Origin of the sequence: Clostridium sp. (assembly GCF_047718555.1) — a bacterium.
Classification (GTDB): Bacteria; Bacillota; Clostridia; order Clostridiales; family Clostridiaceae; genus Clostridium_I.
Window position 1 is genome coordinate 1 of sequence record NZ_JBDNRK010000032.1, and the last position, 23,490, is coordinate 23,490.

21 protein-coding genes are annotated in these 23,490 nt (G+C 29.8%); 10 read left to right on the forward strand and 11 right to left on the reverse strand.

What is annotated here, in order from left to right; all coding sequences use genetic code 11:
• Window positions 1–59 precede the first annotated feature (59 nt).
• Entirely contained in the window at window positions 60–407 is a 348-nt protein-coding gene (locus ABF633_RS13075; RefSeq protein ID WP_415524299.1) for a winged helix-turn-helix transcriptional regulator, read from the forward strand.
• Between the two features lie 72 nt (window positions 408–479).
• Here ABF633_RS13075 and ABF633_RS13080 read toward each other — a convergent pair whose 3' ends face one another.
• The 3 genes from ABF633_RS13080 to ABF633_RS13090 all read right to left on the reverse strand — a co-directional run bounded on the left by ABF633_RS13080 (window position 480) and on the right by ABF633_RS13090 (window position 3,244).
• A complete protein-coding gene (locus ABF633_RS13080; RefSeq protein ID WP_415524301.1) occupies window positions 480–614 on the reverse strand; it encodes a hypothetical protein in 135 nt (44 codons plus the stop codon).
• A 17-nt stretch (window positions 615–631) separates the two neighbouring features.
• Window positions 632–1,888, reverse strand: coding sequence for an MFS transporter (locus ABF633_RS13085; protein ID WP_415524302.1), 1,257 nt, complete (start codon window positions 1,886–1,888; stop codon window positions 632–634).
• A gap of 138 nt (window positions 1,889–2,026) precedes the next feature.
• Window positions 2,027–3,244: a MerR family transcriptional regulator gene (locus tag ABF633_RS13090; protein WP_415524304.1), complete on the reverse strand. Its 1,218-nt coding sequence runs from the start codon at window positions 3,242–3,244 to the stop codon at window positions 2,027–2,029.
• Window positions 3,245–3,410: 166 nt separating this feature from the next.
• Between ABF633_RS13090 and ABF633_RS13095 the strand changes: the two genes are divergently transcribed.
• The 7 genes from ABF633_RS13095 to ABF633_RS13125 all read left to right on the forward strand — a co-directional run bounded on the left by ABF633_RS13095 (window position 3,411) and on the right by ABF633_RS13125 (window position 9,985).
• Window positions 3,411–4,151 (forward strand): LytR/AlgR family response regulator transcription factor, encoded by a 741-nt coding sequence (locus ABF633_RS13095; protein WP_415524306.1) that lies wholly within the window; start codon window positions 3,411–3,413, stop codon window positions 4,149–4,151.
• A gap of 65 nt (window positions 4,152–4,216) precedes the next feature.
• On the forward strand, window positions 4,217–5,473 hold the full coding sequence (locus tag ABF633_RS13100; RefSeq protein ID WP_415524308.1) for a sensor histidine kinase: 1,257 nt from the start codon (window positions 4,217–4,219) through the stop codon (window positions 5,471–5,473).
• A 170-nt stretch (window positions 5,474–5,643) separates the two neighbouring features.
• Window positions 5,644–6,330 carry an ABC transporter ATP-binding protein gene (locus ABF633_RS13105; RefSeq protein ID WP_415524310.1) on the forward strand — a complete coding sequence of 229 codons (687 nt, stop codon included), beginning with the start codon at window positions 5,644–5,646 and terminating at the stop codon, window positions 6,328–6,330.
• Between the two features lie 148 nt (window positions 6,331–6,478).
• Entirely contained in the window at window positions 6,479–7,303 is an 825-nt protein-coding gene (locus ABF633_RS13110) for a hypothetical protein (protein ID WP_415524311.1), read from the forward strand.
• Between the two features lies 1 nt (window position 7,304).
• Window positions 7,305–8,585 (forward strand): ABC transporter permease, encoded by a 1,281-nt coding sequence (locus ABF633_RS13115; RefSeq protein ID WP_415524312.1) that lies wholly within the window; start codon window positions 7,305–7,307, stop codon window positions 8,583–8,585.
• 18 nt (window positions 8,586–8,603) lie between these two features.
• Complete coding sequence (locus ABF633_RS13120; protein ID WP_415524313.1) at window positions 8,604–9,284, forward strand: Yip1 family protein; 681 nt, start codon at window positions 8,604–8,606, stop codon at window positions 9,282–9,284.
• 344 nt (window positions 9,285–9,628) lie between these two features.
• Complete coding sequence (locus ABF633_RS13125; RefSeq protein ID WP_415524315.1) at window positions 9,629–9,985, forward strand: hypothetical protein; 357 nt, start codon at window positions 9,629–9,631, stop codon at window positions 9,983–9,985.
• Between the two features lie 83 nt (window positions 9,986–10,068).
• Here ABF633_RS13125 and ABF633_RS13130 read toward each other — a convergent pair whose 3' ends face one another.
• Window positions 10,069–10,566 (reverse strand): GNAT family N-acetyltransferase, encoded by a 498-nt coding sequence (locus ABF633_RS13130; RefSeq protein WP_415524317.1) that lies wholly within the window; start codon window positions 10,564–10,566, stop codon window positions 10,069–10,071.
• A gap of 482 nt (window positions 10,567–11,048) precedes the next feature.
• Between ABF633_RS13130 and ABF633_RS13135 the strand changes: the two genes are divergently transcribed.
• Window positions 11,049–12,542, forward strand: a complete 1,494-nt coding sequence (locus tag ABF633_RS13135) for a hypothetical protein (protein ID WP_415524318.1) — start codon at window positions 11,049–11,051, stop codon at window positions 12,540–12,542.
• A 189-nt stretch (window positions 12,543–12,731) separates the two neighbouring features.
• On the opposite strand, the gene ABF633_RS13140 is transcribed toward ABF633_RS13135, so the two are convergent.
• From ABF633_RS13140 to ABF633_RS13160, 5 genes are all read right to left on the reverse strand, one after another.
• Entirely contained in the window at window positions 12,732–13,427 is a 696-nt protein-coding gene (locus ABF633_RS13140) for a response regulator transcription factor (RefSeq protein ID WP_415524320.1), read from the reverse strand.
• 11 nt (window positions 13,428–13,438) lie between these two features.
• Entirely contained in the window at window positions 13,439–14,869 is a 1,431-nt protein-coding gene (locus ABF633_RS13145; protein ID WP_415524321.1) for an ATP-binding protein, read from the reverse strand.
• Window positions 14,870–14,881: 12 nt separating this feature from the next.
• Window positions 14,882–15,634, reverse strand: coding sequence for an ABC transporter permease (locus ABF633_RS13150; RefSeq protein ID WP_415524322.1), 753 nt, complete (start codon window positions 15,632–15,634; stop codon window positions 14,882–14,884).
• Window positions 15,621–16,346 (reverse strand): ABC transporter ATP-binding protein, encoded by a 726-nt coding sequence (locus tag ABF633_RS13155; RefSeq protein WP_415524324.1) that lies wholly within the window; start codon window positions 16,344–16,346, stop codon window positions 15,621–15,623. The genes ABF633_RS13150 and ABF633_RS13155 overlap by 14 nt, the downstream gene beginning before the upstream one ends.
• Before the next feature lie 77 nt (window positions 16,347–16,423).
• A complete protein-coding gene (locus ABF633_RS13160; protein ID WP_415524326.1) occupies window positions 16,424–17,698 on the reverse strand; it encodes a hypothetical protein in 1,275 nt (424 codons plus the stop codon).
• Between the two features lie 1,024 nt (window positions 17,699–18,722).
• Here ABF633_RS13160 and ABF633_RS13165 point away from each other — a divergent pair.
• A complete protein-coding gene (locus ABF633_RS13165; protein WP_415524327.1) occupies window positions 18,723–19,922 on the forward strand; it encodes an MFS transporter in 1,200 nt (399 codons plus the stop codon).
• Window positions 19,923–20,055: 133 nt separating this feature from the next.
• On the opposite strand, the gene ABF633_RS13170 is transcribed toward ABF633_RS13165, so the two are convergent.
• Together ABF633_RS13170 and ABF633_RS13175 are read right to left on the reverse strand one after the other, a co-directional pair.
• On the reverse strand, window positions 20,056–20,868 hold the full coding sequence (locus ABF633_RS13170) for a PPK2 family polyphosphate kinase (protein ID WP_415524329.1): 813 nt from the start codon (window positions 20,866–20,868) through the stop codon (window positions 20,056–20,058).
• Between the two features lie 144 nt (window positions 20,869–21,012).
• Window positions 21,013–22,923: a pyruvate kinase gene (locus ABF633_RS13175; protein ID WP_415524331.1), complete on the reverse strand. Its 1,911-nt coding sequence runs from the start codon at window positions 22,921–22,923 to the stop codon at window positions 21,013–21,015.
• Window positions 22,924–23,490 lie beyond the last annotated feature (567 nt).

Sequence of the window (23,490 nt, forward strand, 5' to 3'; positions counted from 1 at the left end):
TAGAAATTTAGATAGTTCTCTATTGAATATTATGACTACATTATACAAGGAGAATTAAAATGTCAAAATCAAAAAATTTAACAACAGAATGTCCTATGGATATAACTATAAATATATTAAGTGGTAAATGGAAAATATCAATTCTTTGGCATTTAATAAGAGGAGTCGTTAGATTTAACGAATTGCAAAGATTATTACAGGGTATTTCTCAGAAGACACTAACACTTCAATTAAGAGAATTAGAAAGAGATGGAATAATTTATAGAAAAGTTTATCCAGAAAGTCCCCCAAAGGTTGAATATGGACTTAGTGAGCTGGGTGAAAGTATAAAACCTATTTTAAATTTAATGTGCGAATGGGGAAAAGGTTACAAAAAATTTCAAACTAAATTTAACAACCAAATATAGCAGTTATATAAGGCTGTTAAACTTCTGAACCTATCAATAGAGCAGTAGTTAATATAACTTCTCCTCCTACACTTATAGAAATTGAATATATATACTATTTTCAATAGCCTTCTCAGTTTGTCTAGTGTTTGGCCTTCCAAAACCTACCGCTTCCTGCAAATTACAAAATTGTTCTGCAGTTAATTTATTTCCTATAAAAATAATCATTTTATTATCAATTAAAGCTAGTCAATTTTAATATATAATATACTAAAAGTACAAAGTCCTATACCACTTATTATTGGTAAAATATATGTTGGTATAAGATCTATCAGCGTTCCTGATATGATTAGTGCAATAGGTAGGATTATTTTGGCTATACTTATTCCTATGCTGAGTACTCTTCCTCTAAAGCTATCTGGAATAGTTTGTTGTAGTATATAAAAAATAGGTATGTCGATTGAAGATATGGCTATACCTGCTAATATCATTATTAAGATGAAATACATTAAATAAATGCTCTTATTATATACTTTATAGTGCATTATGGCAGAAAAGCCTATCGCTATCATACAAACTGATAATATGATACTAGTTGATTTTATAATTTTTTGGTAGGAGTATTTATTCATAACTTTTTTTATTATAAGTGCACCTAAAATCATTCCTACAGGGAACGAAGTCTCTATTATGCCAAAAAATTTAGTGTTTAATTTTAAAACATTATTTATTATATATGGCATTGGAACATTTATTGAAAGACCAATGAAAAAGTTCAATGCAATTAAAATCCCAAATATATTTATAATATTTTTTTTGGTTCTTAGATAGGTGATACCATCAATTATATCGGTAAAAAAATTAATCTTTTCTTTATTTTTTCCATCATTATTATAGTTAAACTTAAAATCCATAAACAGCTGAAGTAATGCAGATATGACAAAAGAAAAACCATTAATTATGATAAAGAATCTTATATCTAAAAAGGCAAAAATTATTCCACCAACCATTGGACCTAATATTGAAGAAGTGGATTCAATCACTTTATTAATGGTATTTATAGAAATAAGTTTTTTTTCTGACACTAGATTTGATTTTGCTGCTTCAATATTTATTCCATAAACAGTAGAAAATATATTTAAGAAAAAGGTACTTATATAGATCATTGACAAGTTTAAAGCACATTGAATAGTTAACATATATAAACCTACTAGTAAAATACCATTTAGAATATCTGTAATTACAGCAAGGAGTTTCTTGTCAAGTCTATCTGCAAGTACACCTGCAAAGGGATTTACAAGAACAGTTGATAAAATACTTATTATTAGAGTGGTGGCAAAATTTAGCCCTGAACCAGTAAGTTTTAATACATATAAGCTAATGGCAAAATTGTATACAGATGTTCCAAATAGAGATATAAAACTTGCTGTTGAAAATAAAATTACATTTGATAACTCTTTATTTTTTGAAAGATTTTTTAATGATAAGATTGATATTAACATTTTAATCTCACTTTCCTTTAGGCATTATTTTATTTTTTTCAAAATACCTAATTTCATTGTAAATACTAGTCTTATCACCATATCAATAGATAAATTAATAAAATTTCATTATAAAATAAATAAAAGGTAGGGTTAACCCTATCTTTTGCCAAAAATTAAATATGAATATACTTTCTCACCATCTCTGAAATAACTTTCATACTTGCCACCTTTTTCTATATAGTTTGATATATTTTCCTCAAAGATATTATAGTTAAGCTTTGAAATCTGTTCTTTAACATTATTTAGCATAAAGTTTTTCCGGTATTTATCTTCAATTAAGCAGTTTGATGCAAAATTTTTAAATAAAATGTAAGTGCCTATTATATTTGAACTATCCTTTATATAATTATCAACTAGTTTCAATAGAAACTCTTCATTATCAAAACTGTAATTACTTGTTCCTGAAATATCTAAAAGCATATCTACAGACTTATCTTTAATTGGAATTTGCTGAAAGTCTGAACAAATAAATAAGATATTTTTTTTACAATTTACAGTCTCCAATATATTCTTTAAAAATAAATGCCTATTTATATCATGATCTACAGCAATATATATTGAATCATCAGGTAGATTTTGATAAACATTTCTTAAAAAGAATCCAATTCCTGAGCCTAGTTCAAGTATTACCTTATTTTTCAAACTCATAAAATCGATTTTTTTATATATCCAGTCCATTCCTCGATAAACATTCTCAAGATAATCTATATTAGTAGAACTTATATAATCTATAACATAGTTAACGTCAAACTTAAAATCATAATCTGATTTTACATTAGAAACCTTTAATATTCCATCTTCAATTATATATTCTTCGCCACAAGAGCATATCAATTTTCCATTTATAATTTGATTGTTTATTATATTACCCTCACGAAGTTCTAAATCCTTTTTACATTTAAAGCATTTTAAAATAGTCAATGATCTAAAGTCTATGCCTATAACAGATTTATCTTTGACTTCCACATCTGAAAGAACACTTAATTTTGTTTCAAGCTTTTGTTTCATTCCATTAAGTTCTCTTATCTGATTTTCTATTTGCTTATATTTATTTATAAAAAATGTTCTAAAACATTCATTTTCCTGATATTGAGTGAGCTTGGCCAATCTTTTAAACATAAGAATTGATTTGATCTCTCTTAATGAAAAACCCATTTCTTTAAGAGAAAGTACATCTTCCAAATCGCTTTGACATTTAGCATCAAAGTTGTATTGTCCACCCTGCTTTTCAGGGATTATCAATGCCATATCCATATAATGCCGCACAGTATCTATAGTTAAATTGTTAACTTTAACAAATTCACCAATTTTCATATTATTACCTCATATATAGCAAATTTTAATAATAAATAATTATACCATAAGTGGGTAATTATTTATTAACTATAAAGAAGCTGAAAGTTGCAATATTTTCTATATTTTTCTATAATAATGATTAAAAAGCAGAATGTAACTTAAATACTTGTCCATGAGGTGAAAAATGCTTAGTATCATAATTTGTGAAGATAATAAAATTCAACTAAAACAAATTCAAAATATTATAGAAGAACAATTAGTAAATTTTAAAATAGATATTTTTGTTGAGTTATCAACGGATAATCCTGGAGATGTAATTGATTATGTGGAGAAAAATAAGGAAAGAAGCTTTATTTATTTTTTAGATGTGGATTTAAATGCTGATATAAATGGCATAGAACTTGCAAAAAATATTAGAGAGTACGATTTAAAAGGATATATTGTATTTATAACATCTCATGTAGAATTTTCATTTTTGACCTTTAAGTATAAGGTACAAGCCTTTGATTATATTCTAAAGGTAGATGATAGTATTCTTAGAGAAAATATATATAAATGTTTATTAGAAATTGAAAATAATTATAAAAAGATTAATGCTGACAAAAGAAAGTCTATGCCAATAAAAATAGGTAGTAAAATTACTAATTTCAATATGGATGAAATATTATTTTTTGAGACAACAGAAATTGATCATAAGCTTAGAATGCATACTGAAAAAGGTGTTTTTGAATTTTATGGTAGATTAAAAGATATAGAATCTCAAGTGTCAACAGATTATTATAAAAGTCATAGATCTTATCTAGTAAATACAAATAAAATTAAAGCAATAGATAAAAAAGATCTTATTATATATATGGTAAATGATGATACCTGTCTTGTTTCAAAACGTTATTTAAAAGGATTGATCAGTATATGTATTCTATAATTAGTAATATCCTATATGTACTTATTGTAACTTTAAACATTGCAGTAATTATAAATAATATCACAATGTCAAAATTAGCTTGGAGGCATACTTTTGGACTGATTGTTGTGAATTTTATTTTAATTTATTTACTATCTATATATCACCAGGATCTATTTTCAGTGCCTTTTACAACAATTATAACAATTATATATTTGTATGCAATTTTTAAGAAAATAGCTTATGCAATAATAATTTCTGTTTCTACACAGATAATATTTGCTTTAAGTGATGCTTTTGCTGGAATAATATTTATGTTTATTTTTAGACTTGATTATTATGAGATTATAAACAATAAGATTATATACTTTATCGTTGCATTTACCATTCTTTTATTATCTATTATTTTAAGCAAACTTCTAAATTTATTTTTTAAAAGGTCAAAGTATGCTGTCTTCATAGAAACCAAGGGCAAAAGTCTAATACTTCCAGTGCTGTGTTTAATAATATCATTGATTTCCATATATTCTTTTTTACTTATGGTTAAAGGAGTACTTAAGACTTATAATAGACTAGTTGCTGTAATAAACTTTTCTATCATTTGTATTTTTACTTTATTATTGAATATAATTACATATTTGATAAATAAGAATTATAAGGAAAAATTGGATAAAGAATATAAAGATAAAGAACTATTAAGACTTAATGAATATACTTCTATGATTGAAAATCAGTCTGATGATTTAAGAAAATTTAAACATGATTATGCCAATATAATTAAAATTATAGGATACTATATTGATCTAGGTGATATAAATAAGCTTAAAGCTTTTTACAAAGAAGAATTATTTCCTCAAAGTGAAAAAATTATAACTAAAAATATGTCATTTACAAAACTTCAGAATATAAAAATAAATTCCTTGAAAGTATTTATATCATCTAAGGTTAATATTGCTGAGAAAAGAAATATAGGGGTGCATATTGAAATAGAGGAGGATATAAATGAGATCTCTATAGGGCTAATAGACTTATGTAGAATTATTGGTGTATTTTTTGATAATGCAATTGAAGCGGCGGAATTATGTCAGGAGAAATTTATTGATTTTGTAGTGATAAAGGAAGAAGATAATGTAAGTTTTATAATAAGTAATTCCTGTTTGGAGAGTACTCCACCAGTTCATAGTTTATATAAAAAGGACTTTTCAACTAAAGGAAATAACAGAGGTATTGGTTTAAAATCTGTTATGAATATTATAAATAAAAATTATAGTAATGTATTTCTTAATACTACTATTGAAAACTGTGTTTTTAAACAGGAATTTATTATTTACAGATCTAAATAAGCTTCTAATCATTATAATAAAAACTTTTTACGATAAATAATCCATGTCTTGCGACATGGATATTTACATTTATAAGTGCCTAATCTAACATATGGGTATGTGCCAAATATTAGATTATAATGCTAAGGATGTATATACAAAACTTATATTGAATTGAAGTGGAGGTAAATATGTCAATAATTCAGGCTAATAATGTAACAAAGGATTTTTATTTAAATAAAATAAAAGTCAATATATTAAAAGGTATAAGCATAAGCATAGAAGAAGGTGAATTTGCAGTTATTATAGGAGAATCCGGCTCAGGTAAATCAACTTTTTTAAATATACTGGCAGGACTTATGCCTCCAACAACAGGAGACGTAAGTATATGTAATGAGAACATATCCAAGTTTAATGAGAATCAATTAGCTTTATTCAGAAGAAAACATTTAGGCTTTGTGTTTCAAGCTTATAATCTACTTCCTCAGTTTACGGCATTAGAAAATGTTGCATTTCCACTTGTGTTTTTGGGAGTATCAAAAAAAGAGAGGAAGGAAAGAGCTGCAGAAATGCTAAAAAAGGTTGGGCTCGAAGAGAGGATGAACCATAAACCAAGTGAGCTTTCAGGGGGGCAACAGCAAAGAGTGTCTATAGCAAGAGCCTTGGTAAATAATTCAGCTGTTGTACTTGCAGATGAGCCTACGGGAAATTTAGACAGTAAAACCGGTGTAGAAATTATAGAAATGTTAAAAGAACTAAATCAAAAAGAAAATAAAACCTTTGTAGTAGTAACTCATTCACAGCAGGTATGTAAATACGCAGATAAAATTATAAGAGTTAAAGATGGTCTTATTGTAGATGAAAACAATTATAATTAATTTTTATCCGATGACTAGCCGCTGTAATACTCAACCTTATAAAGGTGGAGACAACAGCGGCACGTCCCTGGATAATTCATCTAAACTAAGTGGAAATATAAACTACCACTTAGTAAGATTCATTGATAAGGGGTTGGAGGTAATCTAAATGAAAAAAGTAATCTTGTTAGCAATAATATTTTGTAGTTTATTAATTATCCCTTCATTTAATGTGAAAGCGGATTCTTCACAGCTTTTATTCCAAAGAGTAGAGACAAAACCTGAAATTGTAGAACCAGGTCAGCAATTCACAATCAACTTTTTCCTTAAAAATATATCAAGTGATAGTATAAGTGATATAAATATAAAGCTTGCCAGCATTGAGGGTAAAAATGCTTTAAGTGGATTTTCACCAGTTAATTCTACCAATGAAGTTTATTGCAGTAAGATAAACAAGAGTGATACTGCGGTTTTAAGCCTGGATATGATTGCAGATGCTCAGTTAAAGACTGGAACTTATAATATTGTAATCAATATAAGTTATAAATATAATGATACAGTTGTTCAGGATAGTAAGATTATAGGTATAGTAATAGATAACAAAGCTAATCTTGATATAACTTCTGTGAATTCAAGTGACACAGGTGATAGTGAAAAAGATTTAAAAGTAGCTTTTGTAAATGCCAGTAAGGGTACTTTAGATCAAGTTATGGCTAAGGTTACTTCAAATGGCAAGGAGTTTTCACAGTATTATGGAAGCTTAGATTCTGGTGATAACGAAACCTATGAAGTAACATTGCCATTCACAAAGGATATAAATGGCAAGATAGAAGTTTCTTATACAGATGAACTGAATAGAACTGGTGTAGTATCAAAGGATCTAAATATAAAAAAATCAGCTAGCAATAATGAGAAAATTTCTAGTAATAATAAAAAAAGTGGGATTTCATCTATAGGAGATTTTTTCAAGAGACTATTTGGATTAGGTGATTAGTATGAAACTTAGTGATTTACTTGAAATAATATGGAGTAATATGTGGCGTAGAAGGGCTAGAACTATACTGACAATGATAGGAGTAATCATAGGCAGTGTAGCTATATTTGTCATTGTATCCATAGGAAATGGCTTTCAAGCTTATGTTGGAAATCAGTTTTCCTCCCTTGGAGACGCAAATGTAATAACAGTAATTCCTTATAATTCCTATGGGCAGCAAATAGCTCCTAGTAGTACAAAAAAGAAAAAATTAATACTTAATGATAAGTCATTAAATGAGTTAAAAAAGATAACCGGTGTAAAATATTGTGTACCAATAATAAATTTGCAGGGAAGCATAAAATATAAAAAAAATCAATTACAATCAAATCTTATGGGTATGGAAATGAAGGAATATTCAAAGGATCATAAATTATTTGCAGGAAGATTTCCATCGGATGAAGGTCAGGAATGTGTTATAGGTTATAAACTGGCTAAGTACATTATTGGTGGTAATAATTCAGATAGTGTTACTGATAGTCAAATAAAAGACCTCCTAAGAAAGAGAGTTCAGATTGTAGTTTCAAAGATATCAGACACTGGTGATCAGCAAGATATGGAATACAGTTTTAAAATAAGTGGAATTTCTTTAGAAGGTTCCAGTGATGATTTTATGGTAAAAATACCTTTAAAAGCTGCTAAAACTATAAATCAGTCCACAACCAATGGGTCAGAACAAAGCAATTCAACCTATGGGCAAATAAATGTAGTAGTAAATGACGTAAGAAATATAAATCAAATAGAAAAGAGTATAAATAGTTTAGGATACACCGCATCTTCTCTTAAAGAAATTTTGGATGCAGCAAATACAACTTTAAACGGGGTAAAGCTAGTTGTAGGTGCATTAGGTGCTATTTCACTTTTAGTATCAGCCTTTGGCATAGCCAATACTATGAATATGTCCATATATGAAAGAAAAAAAGAAATAGGAGTTATGAAAGTAATAGGTGCAGGACTGTTTGATATAAAAAAAATATTTATAGGTGAAGCCAGTGCTATAGGGTTTATGGGAGGTCTAATAGGTGTCATTTTAGGATTCCTTATAAATTTTATTGTGAATTCAGTACTAAGAGGATACTTGTCTAGTGGCAGTTCTGGTGGAAATGTAAAAATAGCCACTGCTAGTGTAGGATTAGTATTGTTTGTACTATTATTTTCATTGTTTATAGGTTTTTTGTCAGGTATTTATCCAGCTTCAAAAGCTTCAAAGCTTAATGTTATAAAATCAATCAAAGATGAATAATTAAAGGAGGTATTTTCTATGGAAGATACAAATAGTGTGGAACAGATGACTTTTGGTGAAAAAGTGAAGAACTTTTTTGTCCATCCAACTAAGGTTTTTGCTCAGTATGAGGAGAAACCAACCTATATCATTAGATTATTAATAATATGTATAGTAAGTGCTGTATATTCTACAGTACAATTTACTATGTCTAAACCTTATATGGAAAAGTATATAAATAATATAACAAAGGGCATGGATCCCCAACAGGCAGATATAATAAAGAAAACAATGGGGATTTTTTCTTCCACTCCAGTAGTAGTTATAGAGGCAATAATAGGAGTTATAATAATAATATTTATAGTTTCTCTTGTGTACATGCTATTTATAAAAGCATTTAAGGGTAAAATAAAATATGGTCAGGTTGTATCAACTTATACTACTGCTTATATGGCTGTAGTTGTAGGCCTTATTATAAAAACTATATATATGTTAATAAGCAAAAAACCACTGAATATTTCAGTCCAAACAAATCCTACTCTTTTAAATACAATAACAGCATCCTACGATATTTTTAGTATATGGGAAATGGTGTTAATGGCATTGGGAATCTCTACAGTAGCTAAAATCTCTAAAAAGAAGGGTGCAATTATAGTAATTATTATGTTTGTAATATTAATACTTATAACAATTGGATCTTTTATGTTGAGGAAAAAGTGATTTCATATACAATTTTTGGCATTATTTTTATTGAAATTTCTTAAATAGTAGTCCGTTACTCACACGTTAATTCTTAAGAAAATCGTAAGAATTAATTTCGTAATTTTTAATAGTGATAGTATAAAATAAAATTATAATCCAGTATAGGAAACAGATGGAGTTAATTACAAAAATATTATCAATGAATCTTATTCTCCTTGGAGCAGTGAAGTTTTACAGCAGATAGTTATTGGATAAACAGAGTTCTTAGTATTTATGAATACTTAGAACTCGTTATCTTTGTAAGATGGTAGCATTAGAGGGGATAGTCTTGGGATAAATTTCAGAATGGAGGGAGATAATTAATGAAAATTAATAAAGCAATAGCTACGGCGTTCATTATATGTATATTTGGCATCTTTATAATAAGTTGTTCTCCTTTAGCATCCATAAAAAATGATATTACATCTAAAGAAAGCAGCAGATCACAAGTAGTTTTTAAGGTTAAGGCAAGTAATAAAGTTAATTTTACATATGATTCTTCGGTTAAAGAGGGCACTTTAAAATTACAATTGATTGATGGAAATGGAAAAGTAATAGAAGATTTTCAAACTAATAAAAAAGGTTTAGAACAAGTATCATTAGACAAAGCAGGGGAATATACGCTTTTGGCAGCGTATGATAATTTTATAGGTAATTATAAAATAAGTGCAGAGAGATAATTTACTTTTATTATAATCTAATGTTCTGAATTCTCTATAGGAGGAAGATGAATAGCACATTAATATGAATGTTCTGATAACATTTATAAAAGAATTTTACCCATATAATATTCATCAACATATTTTCCATCAACTATCAGTGATTTTTCCTTTAGTCCTTCAATTTTAAAGCCAATTTTTTTATACAAGCCTATGGCGGCTTTATTGTTAGTCATTACCGTTAGTTCTAATCTTGTAATATTATTTTCCAGGGCCCATTTTTTCAGGGCTTCAAATAATTTTACCCCAATTTTTCTACCTCTGTAATTCTTTAATATCCCTATAACTATATAAGCACTATGTTCTATTCTTTTGGCAAAACCTCTTTCTGCGGATAGAAAGCCAACTATATTTTTAGTATCTTCAGCTATTAAGGTTAATGACCTTGAAACATTTATGTTTTTTATATTGGTTTTTATTTCATCTATAGTTGTTTTTCTCTCTTCCGGTTCAAACATCATATATTCTGTTTCATTGTCTAGCTGTTTTAACATATATAAAAATTTTTCTGAATCTTTTATTTCAATTTTTCGTACAATCATTTTTTACCTCTATATCTAGTTAAAATATCAATGAATCTTACTTAGTGGAAGTTTGTATTTACAATAAGTTTAAGTGAAAAATATTTATTGCTACTTTTTCCATTTTCATCTATGCTAAAATTATACATAAACAGAATTCTTTGTTTCAGGTGGAGTTTTTTTCTCCACCTGAAACTTAGAAGTCATTATCCAGGGACGTAACATCCGTTATCTCCCACTTTGATAGAAAAGCAGAGAACCAAAATCTTGGATTTTGTGTGAATCGCTTTCACAGAGTGCGTGGGAGACTTACGCCAAGTTAGTCAGGTTAAAAGTCTTAAAGAATTGGAGTTTATATGATTTTGTACCATTAATGTTAACAATATTTAATAATTTTGCAAGAATTCTGATAGAAAATATTAAAGCTTACATAGTAAAATTACTATAATAACCCAAATGGAGAGAATCATATAATATATAAATAACAGAATGGAGCAATTTTTATGACAAAGATAATGGAGAAAATTAAGTACATTAAAAATAATTACCTCATTGAAATTATAATAGTAACTATTATGGCAATTATCTTAGTAAATACACTGTTTATTTCTCCTATAGTAGGAAAAGTTGATAATGGAGATTTCGGAAGACTTATGTGTTATGGAGGATTAGACAATGTAAACAATGAATATAGTAAAATTTATGATAAATTTTTACATACTAAATATTTAATAGCAAACCCTGGTATATTTGCGCCAGTGTATATAAACTGGGTTTCAGTATCCATACTATTAAAGGCAGCGGTGCTTCTTTGTTTAACAGTAAATGATTTTAACAGTAATGTTTTTGATATAAGATATTTAGCCTTTGTATATTGTGTAGCATTTTTGATTGGAATATTTTTTATAGTAAGCTTTAAGAAGTTTAGTCCTATATTGAAGATGGTGGCAGGGGCTTTCATCATTATGTTTTTTACCAGTGCCTGTTATATAACCTATTTTAATTCATTCTTTGGAGAGGCGGGAACAATTGTATTCTTTTTTCTCAATATAGGTACATATTTATACCTTATAACCAGAAAACATGTAAGTACAAGACATTTTGTATACTTCTTTATAGCATCAGGTGGTTTTTTGACTGCTAAATCACAGAATGTGCCATTGCTTATATTTATGTTAATTATATATGCTGGACTATATGTTAATTATAAACAAAAGAAATTTAGAAAGAATATTATTATAGGAACTCTAATAGTAATTGTAGTCTGTTGTATTTCATATTTTTCTTTATCCAGCACAATGAATGAAAATAATATATATCAATCGGTTTTTTCAGGGGTACTTCGAGGTTCTGAAAATCCTGCAAAAGACTTGCAGGAATTAGGTGTGGATAAAAAGTTTATGGTGTTTTATGGACATTCCTTTTATGATAGAAAAAATGGACATGATCCTATGGGAAAAGATATGTTAGAAGAATTTTATCCTAAGGTATCCTTTACAAAAGTTTTAGGATTTTATATTAAACATCCAGACAGGCTATGGCAGAAAATTGTAGATTCTGCTGATAATGCTTATGACTTTTCGGGTATAACTAAAAGTAATTTTATAAAAGGTCAGTATGATCCCAATAAGAAAATAAATAATTTTAGACTTAAGTTAATAAAAAAATTTCCAAAACTTCATCGTAATATTTTTATATTCATTGCCTTTTCAAGTATTTATCTGGGGGTGCTGATATTCTATTTTGTAAGAGAAAAGAGTACACGACTTTTAGATTTAATGCTTTTATTCATCCTTGCTTCGGGGGCTTCTCAATTAGTGCTGCCAGTTATAGGATCCGGCCATGGTGATTTTGGAAAACATTTATTTTTATTGAACTTGTCCTATGATATTATGGCAGGAATCGCGGTGCTGTGGGTTGTACATATTATATCTGCAGCTGTGATAAAAATTAAACAGAAACTATCGTGCTTAATGAAGGTGAAAAATGATAATTGATAAACAGTTATACTATTTTTAGTGGTAGAAAAGAGATTAAATCCACCAAGGGTCTTGCAAATAAAGTATCGGATAAAAATTAGATCAAATGAAATTGACAATAGGGCTTCACTTTATAGATGAAACCCTGATGATGAAAAATTATTTAGCTAATAATACGTTTTATTCAATATAGACAAGCGTAGAAACCTAAACTCTAAGCCTGTATCCAGCGCCCCATACTGTTTCTATATACTGAGGGTCAGAAGGAGAAGGTTCTATTTTTTCTCTGACTCTTCTTATATGAACTGTAACAGTGGCATTGTCCCCCATGGAATCAAGACCCCATATTTCCTCAAAAAGATCTTCTCTACTGAAGACTTTGTTAGGGTTTTTTGCCATGTATAAAAGAAGATCAAATTCCTTTTGAGCTAAGGTCACCTCGGTGCCATTTATGAATACCTGCCTGGAATCTTTAAATATTTCAAGACCTCGTATTACTATTTTATTTACTTTTACATTTGCATTAAATTTGTTTTTTATTCTCTCATAGTTTGCAATATGAGATTTGACTCTTGCCACTAGCTCACCGGGATTAAAGGGCTTTGTAATGTAATCATCTGCTCCCAGAGTAAGTCCTTTAATTTTATCAATTTCTTCTTTCTTTGCAGAAACTAAAAGTACGGGGATATCTTTTTCCTTTTCTATGCTTCGCAAAATGCTGTAACCATCCATTTTGGGAAGCATCAAATCAAGAATTAACAGGTCAAAATTATCTGACTTTAGAGCATTGAGGCCTTCAATGCCGTCTTTACATATGGTAACCTGAAAATCGTTAATTTCTAAATAGTCCTTTTGAAGTTCTGCTATACTCAAATCATCTTCAATTATTAAAATTTTTCTCATAGGTTGCTCCTTTACATTTTCCCAAGGGATATTATTATACTGGTTCCATCATTTCCGTGAGAATTTGCCCATATCCTTCCGTTATGTCCTTCTACAATCTGCTTTGCTATAGCAAGGCCAAGACCGCTGCCCTTAGCATTGCTTCTTGCAGAATCTGATCTGTAAAATCTATTGAATATTTTATTTGTGTCCTGTTGGTCAATTCCGGATCCATTATCTCTTATCTCTATTATTATGCTCAACTTGTTTTCCCTAATAAATATAGTTATTTCACCATTATCCTTATCCATGTATTTTCTTGAATTATCTATAATATTGAGGATAACCCTTCTAAACCGCTCTCTATCTATCATAAAATATTTTGATGTCTTAAGATTATTTTCTACACTTATATCTATATTGAACTGCTTAAGTATGGCATAGCTTTCCTCAACGCAGTAGCTGAAATACTCACCAATGTCTGTCTTTTCAAAATTAAAGGGTATTTGACCTAAATCCAGCTTGGAATACAGCAGCAAATCATTAATCATAGCATCTATTTGTTTTGTCTTTATATTTATTGTTTTAAGATAATGTTCCAGCTTTTCAGGGCTGTTTGCTACTCCATCTAAAATACCTTGTATATAACCTTCAATAGAGGTTAGAGGGGTCTTTAAATCATGAGAAATACTGGATACCAGCATTTTTCTGTTGTCATCATATTTTGTTTTCATGTATATGGAGTCCTTTAATTTTATGCGCATTTCCTCAAAATCACTGCATAACTCACGTATCTCTGTGTCACCACTTTCTACTATTTCCGAATCTAAATTGCCATTTTTTATTTCGGCAGTAGCTTTTTTCAGAAGAGATATGGGACGTAATATTTTTCTTGAAAATATGTAAGATATAATAATGCTGACTATTATATAAGATGCAAAGAATGTAATTAAAATATATAAAATAAGCTTTTTTAAAATGTTGGACTCTTTTCCAATAGGAGTTAAAAATATTACATTTCCACTACTATTATCTTTAAACTCTATGGAAAAGGTACTGGGGGAATAATAAGTATTATTTATAAATAATGGTCTCTTAGATTTATTTCTAGCCTGTTCCAGAGAATTTGCTATATCAATATTGTTCATATCCTCAGAGGAATACAAAACAGTACCTTTTTTGGTTATTATAATTTTACCTTCTGTAATTGATAATTTAGTTTCCAAATAATTTTTAAAATCTTCATCTTCAATACTTTTATTATCAGATTCAGCTATGTCCTTAGTCACATTTAAAAGTTCTGAATTTACAAAGGTAGCTTTTTTAAAACTATTATAATTTATATCACTTCCTAAAAATTCTGAAGAGACAAATATAAATATAAAGGCAATTATGGCTGTAATTATCAGAGGAATTATTATAGTTAAGGTGTTGTAAATAATTAGACGTCTTTTAATATCCATTTTTTATTTCATTTAAAAATCCTTTCTATCAAATAAAAAGTATCCCGCTGTAAATAATATTATACCATAACTTAAAAGCAGCATAAATTCACGAAAGATTTTAAAAACTGGAAGAGTATCCATAATCCACAAATTGTACCAGCCAAATGTTGAAGTAAAGAGTATTCCGGAATAGTTTGAAAAGAAAATTCCAAGGGCTTTAAGGGCTATAAATACAAGTATGGACAGGAAAAATACTCCTACTTCACTTTTCACTATATTTGTAAAGAGTACAATCATAAGACATAAAATTATCATTGGAAACAGAGTTACTATATAAGAAAGTATTATTTCAAAAATACCTATAAAATTAAAAGAGTTTGAGTTAAATATAAGTCCGGATACTATAGAAAATATCATTGTAAGCATCAAAATTGAAAATATAAATATACATATTGAAACTATTTTTGCTGAGAACAATTTCAGTCTCGAAACAGGTCTTGTAAGGACAATTTTCATAGTATTTTTAGAAAATTCACCTGAAAAGCTGTCTATAGTAATAAGGGCAACAAATAAGGGAAGCAGTGTATTTACTATTATTGAGAGAATGAGAAAGGGAAACTCATTGCTGGAAACTCCCTGAACCCCAAAATTATTTCTAACCAAGGATATAAAAATCTGACCAACTACTATAAAAAATAAAGCAAGTATAATTCCAACCATAACCTTTTTCTTTTTATATAATTTTTCTACTTCGTTTATTAATGCTACTTTAAATTCTACCATTTCTCTCTACCTCACTGACAAAATAATTTTCAAGGGAAGCATAATTATTTAATATATTTTTAGTGCTGTCCACGTTTATAAGCCTTCCATTATATAGAACTCCAATGGTTGTACATGTTAATTCTATGTCGTGAATAAGATGGCTTGAAATGAAAAAAGTAGTTTTTTCTTTTTCTGCCAGGTCTTTAATGATATTTCTCATACTTATCATTCCCTGTACATCCATTCCATTTAAGGGCTCATCTAAAATTATAACCTTTGGCTTTGATAGAAGTACAGCTGCAATACCAAGCCTTTGTTTCATTCCCAAGGAGAATTTAGTCGGTTTTTCATCCTTGAATTTTGAAAGTCCTACCATGTCTAGAACTTCCCCAATTCTATTGTTATCTACATTTTCATAAAATCTTGAAAATTGCTTCAGGTTTTCAAAAGCCGTCAGGTAGTGAAATACTTCTGCAGTTTCAATAATACAGCCCACATTGTACATTGCCTTTTCAAATTCTTCTTCAATGCTGTGGCCTAGTATTTTAACTTCACCTCTATCTGGCTTTACAAGACCTGTCATTATTTTCATGGCAGTAGTTTTTCCTGCACCGTTGGGACCGAGAAACCCGAAAATGTCTCCTTCATATATGTCAAGATTTATATCCTGTATACCTCTGCCATTTTTATAGGTTTTGCATAGGTTATTTATTTCAATGACTTTTTCCAATATGTACACCTCCAAAATTTTAGTAGAAACTGCTGCAAATATATTACAGCAGTTTAATAGTTTAGATTGATAATAGATTAATTGAAGACCTTAGTGTATAGACCAGTGCGTCCTTGATAATTTAATCCATCTATAGAGAAACTTATAGATGCTGAATTAGGGTTTAAGTATATATATCCATTTAAATCTTTATTAGAATTAGTAGTAGTTAATTTTGCACCATATGGCGGATGATTTTTGTCTTTATAAAAAGTTCCTGTAAAATCAAATTTCTTATTACGATCCTTATATTCAGGTATATAATTTTCTTCATAAGTTCCACTTATGGAAGAAGTATCCGCTTTTTCAATATTTACAGTACTTTCACCGATTTTTATGAATTTACCATCTTTTTCTGCAGTTAAGTTGGTAGTATATTTTCCTATATATTTTTCAGGATTAGACAATTTATCATAATCTGAAGAAGTTTGATTATTTTCTACTGTCTTTTTACCAGAGAGATCCGGTTTTTTCACTGTAGTAGAATTTACCTTAGATATTTTATACAGTGTTTCAAAGGTCAAGTTATGAATTTCATTATTCTTGTCCTTACCAGAAAGTACACCGGAAGCAAGGGCATTTGTAATCAATCCGTTTTTATCTGTAGTTATAGTGCCTTTTGCGTCTTTTATAAATATATCTTTTGATAGCTTAGGCATTTTAGCAAATCTAGAATTATTTTCACTTCCATACGTATTTTTAAATTGGAAAGATATCAAGGCATTTACAATAGATGGAATTTGTGTATTGTTTAAAGTACCGGAAAGTTCCTTAGTCCCATCTTGCTTTGTGTTAACAACCACAGCATCTCTGAGATTTCCAACAATAGCGTCTGCTATTTTTTCTAAATCACCAGCTTTTTCTTCATCAAAGGGATTTTTTAACCAGCTGGTATTTTTATTACCATCTGTAAAATTTGTTACATAATAGGTATCGGGATTGGCATAGGTATCATTATCTTTTCCCTGTAGATTCTGTACTATTTGCATGTTTTTATCAGTGTAATAATAGCCTTTTATTTTATTTTTTCCGTCATAAGTTTCAGTTACATTTTCCATTGCTCTATTAGTTATGTCATATTTGTTTGTAGTATTTTGAGAATAAACTACAGTGTTGCCATCTTTTATAATGGTAGACGCATCCAAAGAATAGCTGGAAAGCCCTGTAGTAGTCTGCTTCCCAGTGTATTTTAGCGAATCCTTCAGCTGATCATAACCGCTTTTAGTAGTTACTTCTGCCAAGGCAGTAGTGGTAAACATCAATGTACCTAAGGCGAAGCTTATGGCCATAACAGTTTTCTTTCTGAATTTCATTTTCTTCATCTCCTATATTTTAGTGGTAAGTATTAAACTATAATATTTTTGTTACTAGATATAAACAGAGTTCTTAGCATCAGGTGGAGTTTTTATTCCATCTGATGTTTACTAACAGAGTTCTTAGTATCAGTATTTTTGATACTTAGAAATCGTTGTCCTTTAGGGTAAATCGTTATCCAGGGACATAGCCACTCTTTACTCCCACTTGAAGAAGTTGGAGTATTAGAGTGGATAGTCATCGGATAAAAATTTTTTAATGAATTAAATCATTAGTTTTTTCAAGGGATTTCCAGGCTTCAGAGAGGGGGAACTCTTACAGAAGCCTGGAAGATTGCTTGTACAACACTTTGCTGATTATTAGTCAAAGCTTCACTTACAGTGTACAGTGTCTTTAACAGCAGTATAAGTTGTATTAACTATTTCTAATTATTCATAAAAGGTTTATTTCCATGAAGAATTAGAAATTTAGCTGTTTGGAAGTACTTCCTGATTATATTCTAAAATACGTACCTCTATTTTATCTAAACTAATTATAAACAAAACCTAAACTTTTGAGAGAACATAGCTTAAAAGTAAACAGTGATTGTTGGCATACAGCCACAAGTGCTGAATAAGTGTAGAGAGCATGCAGAAAATGCCAATTAAAAGATATGGCAACTATGCATTTAAATGTCTTGAAGAAAAAATAAAATAGGTGATTATGGTAAGATTAAATAATATTGTTATGAGAAGGTATCCAAAGCTATAGATATAGAGCAGCCAATTTGACATTGCCAATTTTCAAGTATAGTATGGAATTAGCTTATTAATAGAAAATTTCTATTAATTATTTTATAAGGCATGTGAAAATAAATAACAAGTCAAAGATACGACGTCTATTTTGAATTGTACAAGGAAACAGGTTCCGCAGATAGTGAGCTATCTAAGGGTTCTGTTGACGTAGTAGGATTCAAAATAGACTAGTATACTGACTTAGTTATTTTTTCAAGATGCCTAACATGGGACTTGGAGTGATACATTTATGAGTTATATTCAGAAGGGTACAGCTGAATTTAAAAATGCCAATATTGCATTATTTGCAGGGGGTTTTGATACCTTTGCTATTTTATACTGTACACAACCAATAATGCCGGATCTTTCTAGAGAATTTAATATTTCTCCTACAGTGGCAAGTTTGTCGCTTTCAGTTACAACTATTACCCTGGCCTTTAGTATGCTGTTATTCGGATCCTTGTCAGAAGTATGGGGACGAAAAATAGTTATGTCTTTTTCACTTGTTTCCGCATCCTTATTGGTATTATTAACTGCTTTTGTTCCTGGTTTTCACTATCTCTTAATATTTAGAGTATTACAGGGTTTTGTTTTGGCAGGTTTGCCGGCTATTGCCATGGCATATATAGGAGAGGAAATTGAGCCGAAGAGTCTTGGTATGGCTATGGGTCTATATATTAGTGGAAATTCTATAGGGGGTATGAGCGGGCGTATCATCATAGGGGCTATTACTGATTTTTTTAGCTGGAGAGCAGCACTGGGAAGTATAGGTGTTATAGGTTTAGCCGCTAGTATTTTATTTTGGTTTAAGCTTCCAGAGTCAAAGCACTTTACTCCACGTAAAATGGAGGTAAATAAATTGCTAAAATCCATGGCAAATCACCTTAAAAATCCTAGATTGCTATGCTTGTATGCTATAGGTTTTTTAATTATGGGCAGTTTTGTTTCACTATATAATTTTATAGGCTATCAATTGATAGCTCCTCCATATTTGCTTAGCCCTACATTAGTTAGTTTTGTATTTGTAATTTACACTATAGGAACATTTAGTTCCACTTGGATGGGTCGTTTAGCGGATAGATATGGACAATCTAAGGTACTGTGGATAGTAATTTTGGTAATGGTTATTGGGGCGATTATAACTCTAAGAATAAATTTAATCATAAAAATTATAGGAATTGCACTCTTTACTTTTGGATTTTTTGGAAGTCATTCCATTGCCAGCAGCTGGATTGGAAAATTGGCTACTCATGATAGATCGCAAGCTTCTGCACTGTACTTATTTTTTTATTACGTAGGTTCAAGTATTGGTGGAACTTCTGGGGGTACTTTTTGGTCCTCTTATGGATGGGCTGGAGTAATTGGAATGATCTCCTGTTTTTTGGTGGCAGCTATTTTATTTTCTTTTCGTGTTTCTTCAATTACTAAGACTATTGAAGCAAGTTCTTAATTCAGGTGGGGATTCTTTTACCCCATCTGAATTTTAGAACTGCAAATGCATGGCTTACTTGGCGTTGAACTCCCACTTGAAGAAGTGGGAGACTTATGCCAAGTTAGTCAGGTTAAAACTGGACAGTGATATTCTAATCACTATCCTTAACCTGTCTTATTAGATCCTGTATATTTCCATCTATTTCAGGATACCTTAAGTTTAATTTTTCTAGGTTATTTACTATGGTCTTCAGTACAATATAATCTCTGAACCATCTATTATTTGAAGGCACAATATGCCATGGAGCCTCTTCTGTACTGCAATTGTTGATAACATCTTCGTAGTATTGCTGATATTTATCCCAAAACTTTCTTTCAGCAAGATCTGCAGCAGAAAATTTCCAGTGCTTTTCAGGATTTTCCAGTCTGCTTTCAAGCTTTTTCTTTTGAAAATCCTTTGATATATGAAGAAAGAATTTTATTACTACTGTATGATTGTCTACAAGATATTTTTCAAATTTATTTATCTGTGTAAATCTATTGAGAGCCGTTTCATTATCTATAATATTATGAACTCTTGTAACCAGTACATCCTCATAATAAGATCTATTGAATACAGTTATATCACCTTTTTGGGGGGCTGCTTTGTGCACTCTCCAAAGATAGTCATGGCCTAATTCTTCTGGAGTGGGTTGCTTAAAACTTTCTACATTGAATCCATTTGGATTTACTCCCATCAGTGCTTTTTTTACGGTTCCATCCTTTCCGCTGCAATCCATTCCCTGTAATACTATGAGCAGTGCAAATTTTTTTGATGCATAAAATATATCTTGAAGTTCTTCAAATTTTGTTTGTAATTGTAAATATTCCTCTTTGATGCTGTCCTTAGATGATTCATTAGTATATTCCGGGTTAAAGTCTTTTAAATTAATCTTTTCTTTTGATTTAATAGTAAAATTCTCCATAAGCTTAAAACTCCTTAAATTTTGTTAATAAATATTCTTTCCATAATTACTTTTTAATATTAGAATTCTTATCCATAAGTTTGCTGAAAACACTTTTATATGTGTTTTCAGCAAACTTATGGATATCGGTATATGAATAAAAAATTAACTCTTAAAGGTAATAGAATTTTGTTCTCTAAATCTGGAGGCAAGACTTAATCTGCGCATCATGGAACGTTTCTTATTTTTATGGCTTTCCATTCTTTTTAGAATATCGTCAAGTACTGATACAGCATCTATTATGTGATTTCCTTTGTTAAGCATTACACACTCAGCACCTTCTCCCATAGCAGCATCTGTTATCTCTGCTCTAGATGGGATTCCTTCCTTAGCCATGTTTTCAAGAACCTGAGTGGCCCAGATTACAGGAACATGTGCAGCTTCACATATCCAAAGTATTTCTTCTTGTACCTCTGCCAGCCTCTCAAAACCACATTCTACGGCTAGATCACCTCTTGCAATCATAATTCCACAATTTTGCAATTTCATAAGTTCTAAAAGCATGGAAGGCAAGTTTTCAAATCCACGTTGAGTTTCTATTTTAAGCACAATGCTAAGTTTTTCATTGGAAATAGCGTTTAGATGTTCACGGAGAAGCTTTACATCCTGTACGCTGTTAGCAAAGGATAGTGCTACAATGTCTGCATGGGCAGCAATGAACTTTAAATCTTCCACATCTTTTTCAGTCATGGCAGCTAGCTGCAGATTGCTGTCAGGTAAATTAATGCCCTTTTCACCTTTTAGATTACTACCACCTGAGCGAGTTTGAGTTATTCTAACATAAATTTTATCAGCTTCAACTTTATATATAATGCCTCCGATTTTTCCATCATCAAACCATATACTTTCTCCTTCTCTTATGTCCTTGAAAATTTCAGGGAAGGGGAAGCCGATTGCTGCTGGAATGATAACCTTTCCACTATTGTTTAAAATTGCAGGCCTGCCATAATCCAAATTTTGCTCTAGAACAAGTATATAATCAGCTTCTAGATGTATGGAGTTTTCCTTGAGGGGTAAATTCTTCACTGATGTCTTAAATTCCACAGAATTCTCGTCTTTACATATAGCTGTTAATATAGTATTTGAAGCTATATGCATGGCTTTTTTAGCTTTAGCTAAACAGCCCTCTTCAAATGCATCAGTAATTTTCATGCTGCGAAGTTTATTGCGAGAATCCTTAAGAAATATCTCATCACCTTTTGAAAGCTGAGAGAGCCAACTTTCTTCTACAGTTAAGGAGAAATCTGATTTTATAGAAGGAGGTTTTGTAGTATCGTTTTTAGTTAGCCAAATTCTAGCAGGCCTAATAACTTCACCAGAATTATTTTTCTTAGGACGTATTTTTAATATCGTCGGTTTTGACTCAAGTGATCCAGTCCTGAGCTTTGGACCAGCTAAATCCATAATAATACGACAGGAAAGATTTGTAGCCTTTTCTGCCTTGTGAAGGTTTTCAATTATTTGAGACCAAACCTTTGCATCGTCATGAGCACAATTAATTCTCATACAATTCATACCACTTTTTAAAAGATTATAGACAAGTGAATAATCTTCAGCTGCCTCACTAGGCATTGTTACCATTATTCGTACTTCTCTTTCAGAGGGTGATGGACCAAGTAAAGCATCTGTGTGCTCTTTTAAGAGTTCTTTCCCATTTTTTTTCAAAGTAGTAAAAGAATCCAGTCTAGAAGGAATATAGGAATTATTGCTTAACTGATATAGTAAATGAAGTACTGCATCTATGGATTGTAATACATTTAATTCTGTTCTTCCTAAAGAGGATAACCCAATCTTCGATAGTTGAACTTGCAGAAATCGTATGTCGTGGCTTCGTAGAGCTAAATAATAAAGTAAATTTTGGACGCTATCTAAAACGTTTTCAGGATAATTGTGCAAATATTCTCTGGTGTCAATTGTCATGCTCAGCAAATCTTCTCTAATTGCATTTAATTGGTTTATTAGATTTTCAATATCCGTTGATTGATTTAAGAATTTAGTTGAATCAAGTTTTTTCATTACGATAGTTCACCTCTTTTTTATTTTAAAATTGTATAGCATATTATTTCATTATTCTCTAGTTAAATCAGTAAAATTGAATTAAAATTTTATAGTAATTCAGTTCTACTTTCCTTTAGTTTATTAGAATATTCTTTAAAATACAAGTAATATTTCTAAAGTTAACAATAGTACTTTTAAAGTCAATAATAAAGTCATAATGTTATATATTAGGCATATGAAAATAGACTAGCATACTGACTAGTTATTTATTTGAATATGCCTTAATACAATAAAAAGAGTTTAATAAGAAAATGATTTTTTTATTTATTACAAAAGTGTTACATATTTATGTGAAGGCAAAGAATATTTTCTACAATTAATATGTTAATGATCTTAATGTTAAAATTGCTTAATGTTTAAAAAATAGGTGACTTTTTTGATGATTTAATATAAAATTTAATTAGCAGCAAAAATTTTAATTGATTTTCGTGGAATAAAATGGTATTATTGTATTGTAGTGAGAAAAGACCTTTTACATAAAGTTAAAGAAGCTTTTATTGAATTTCATAGAAAATTAGAGTTATA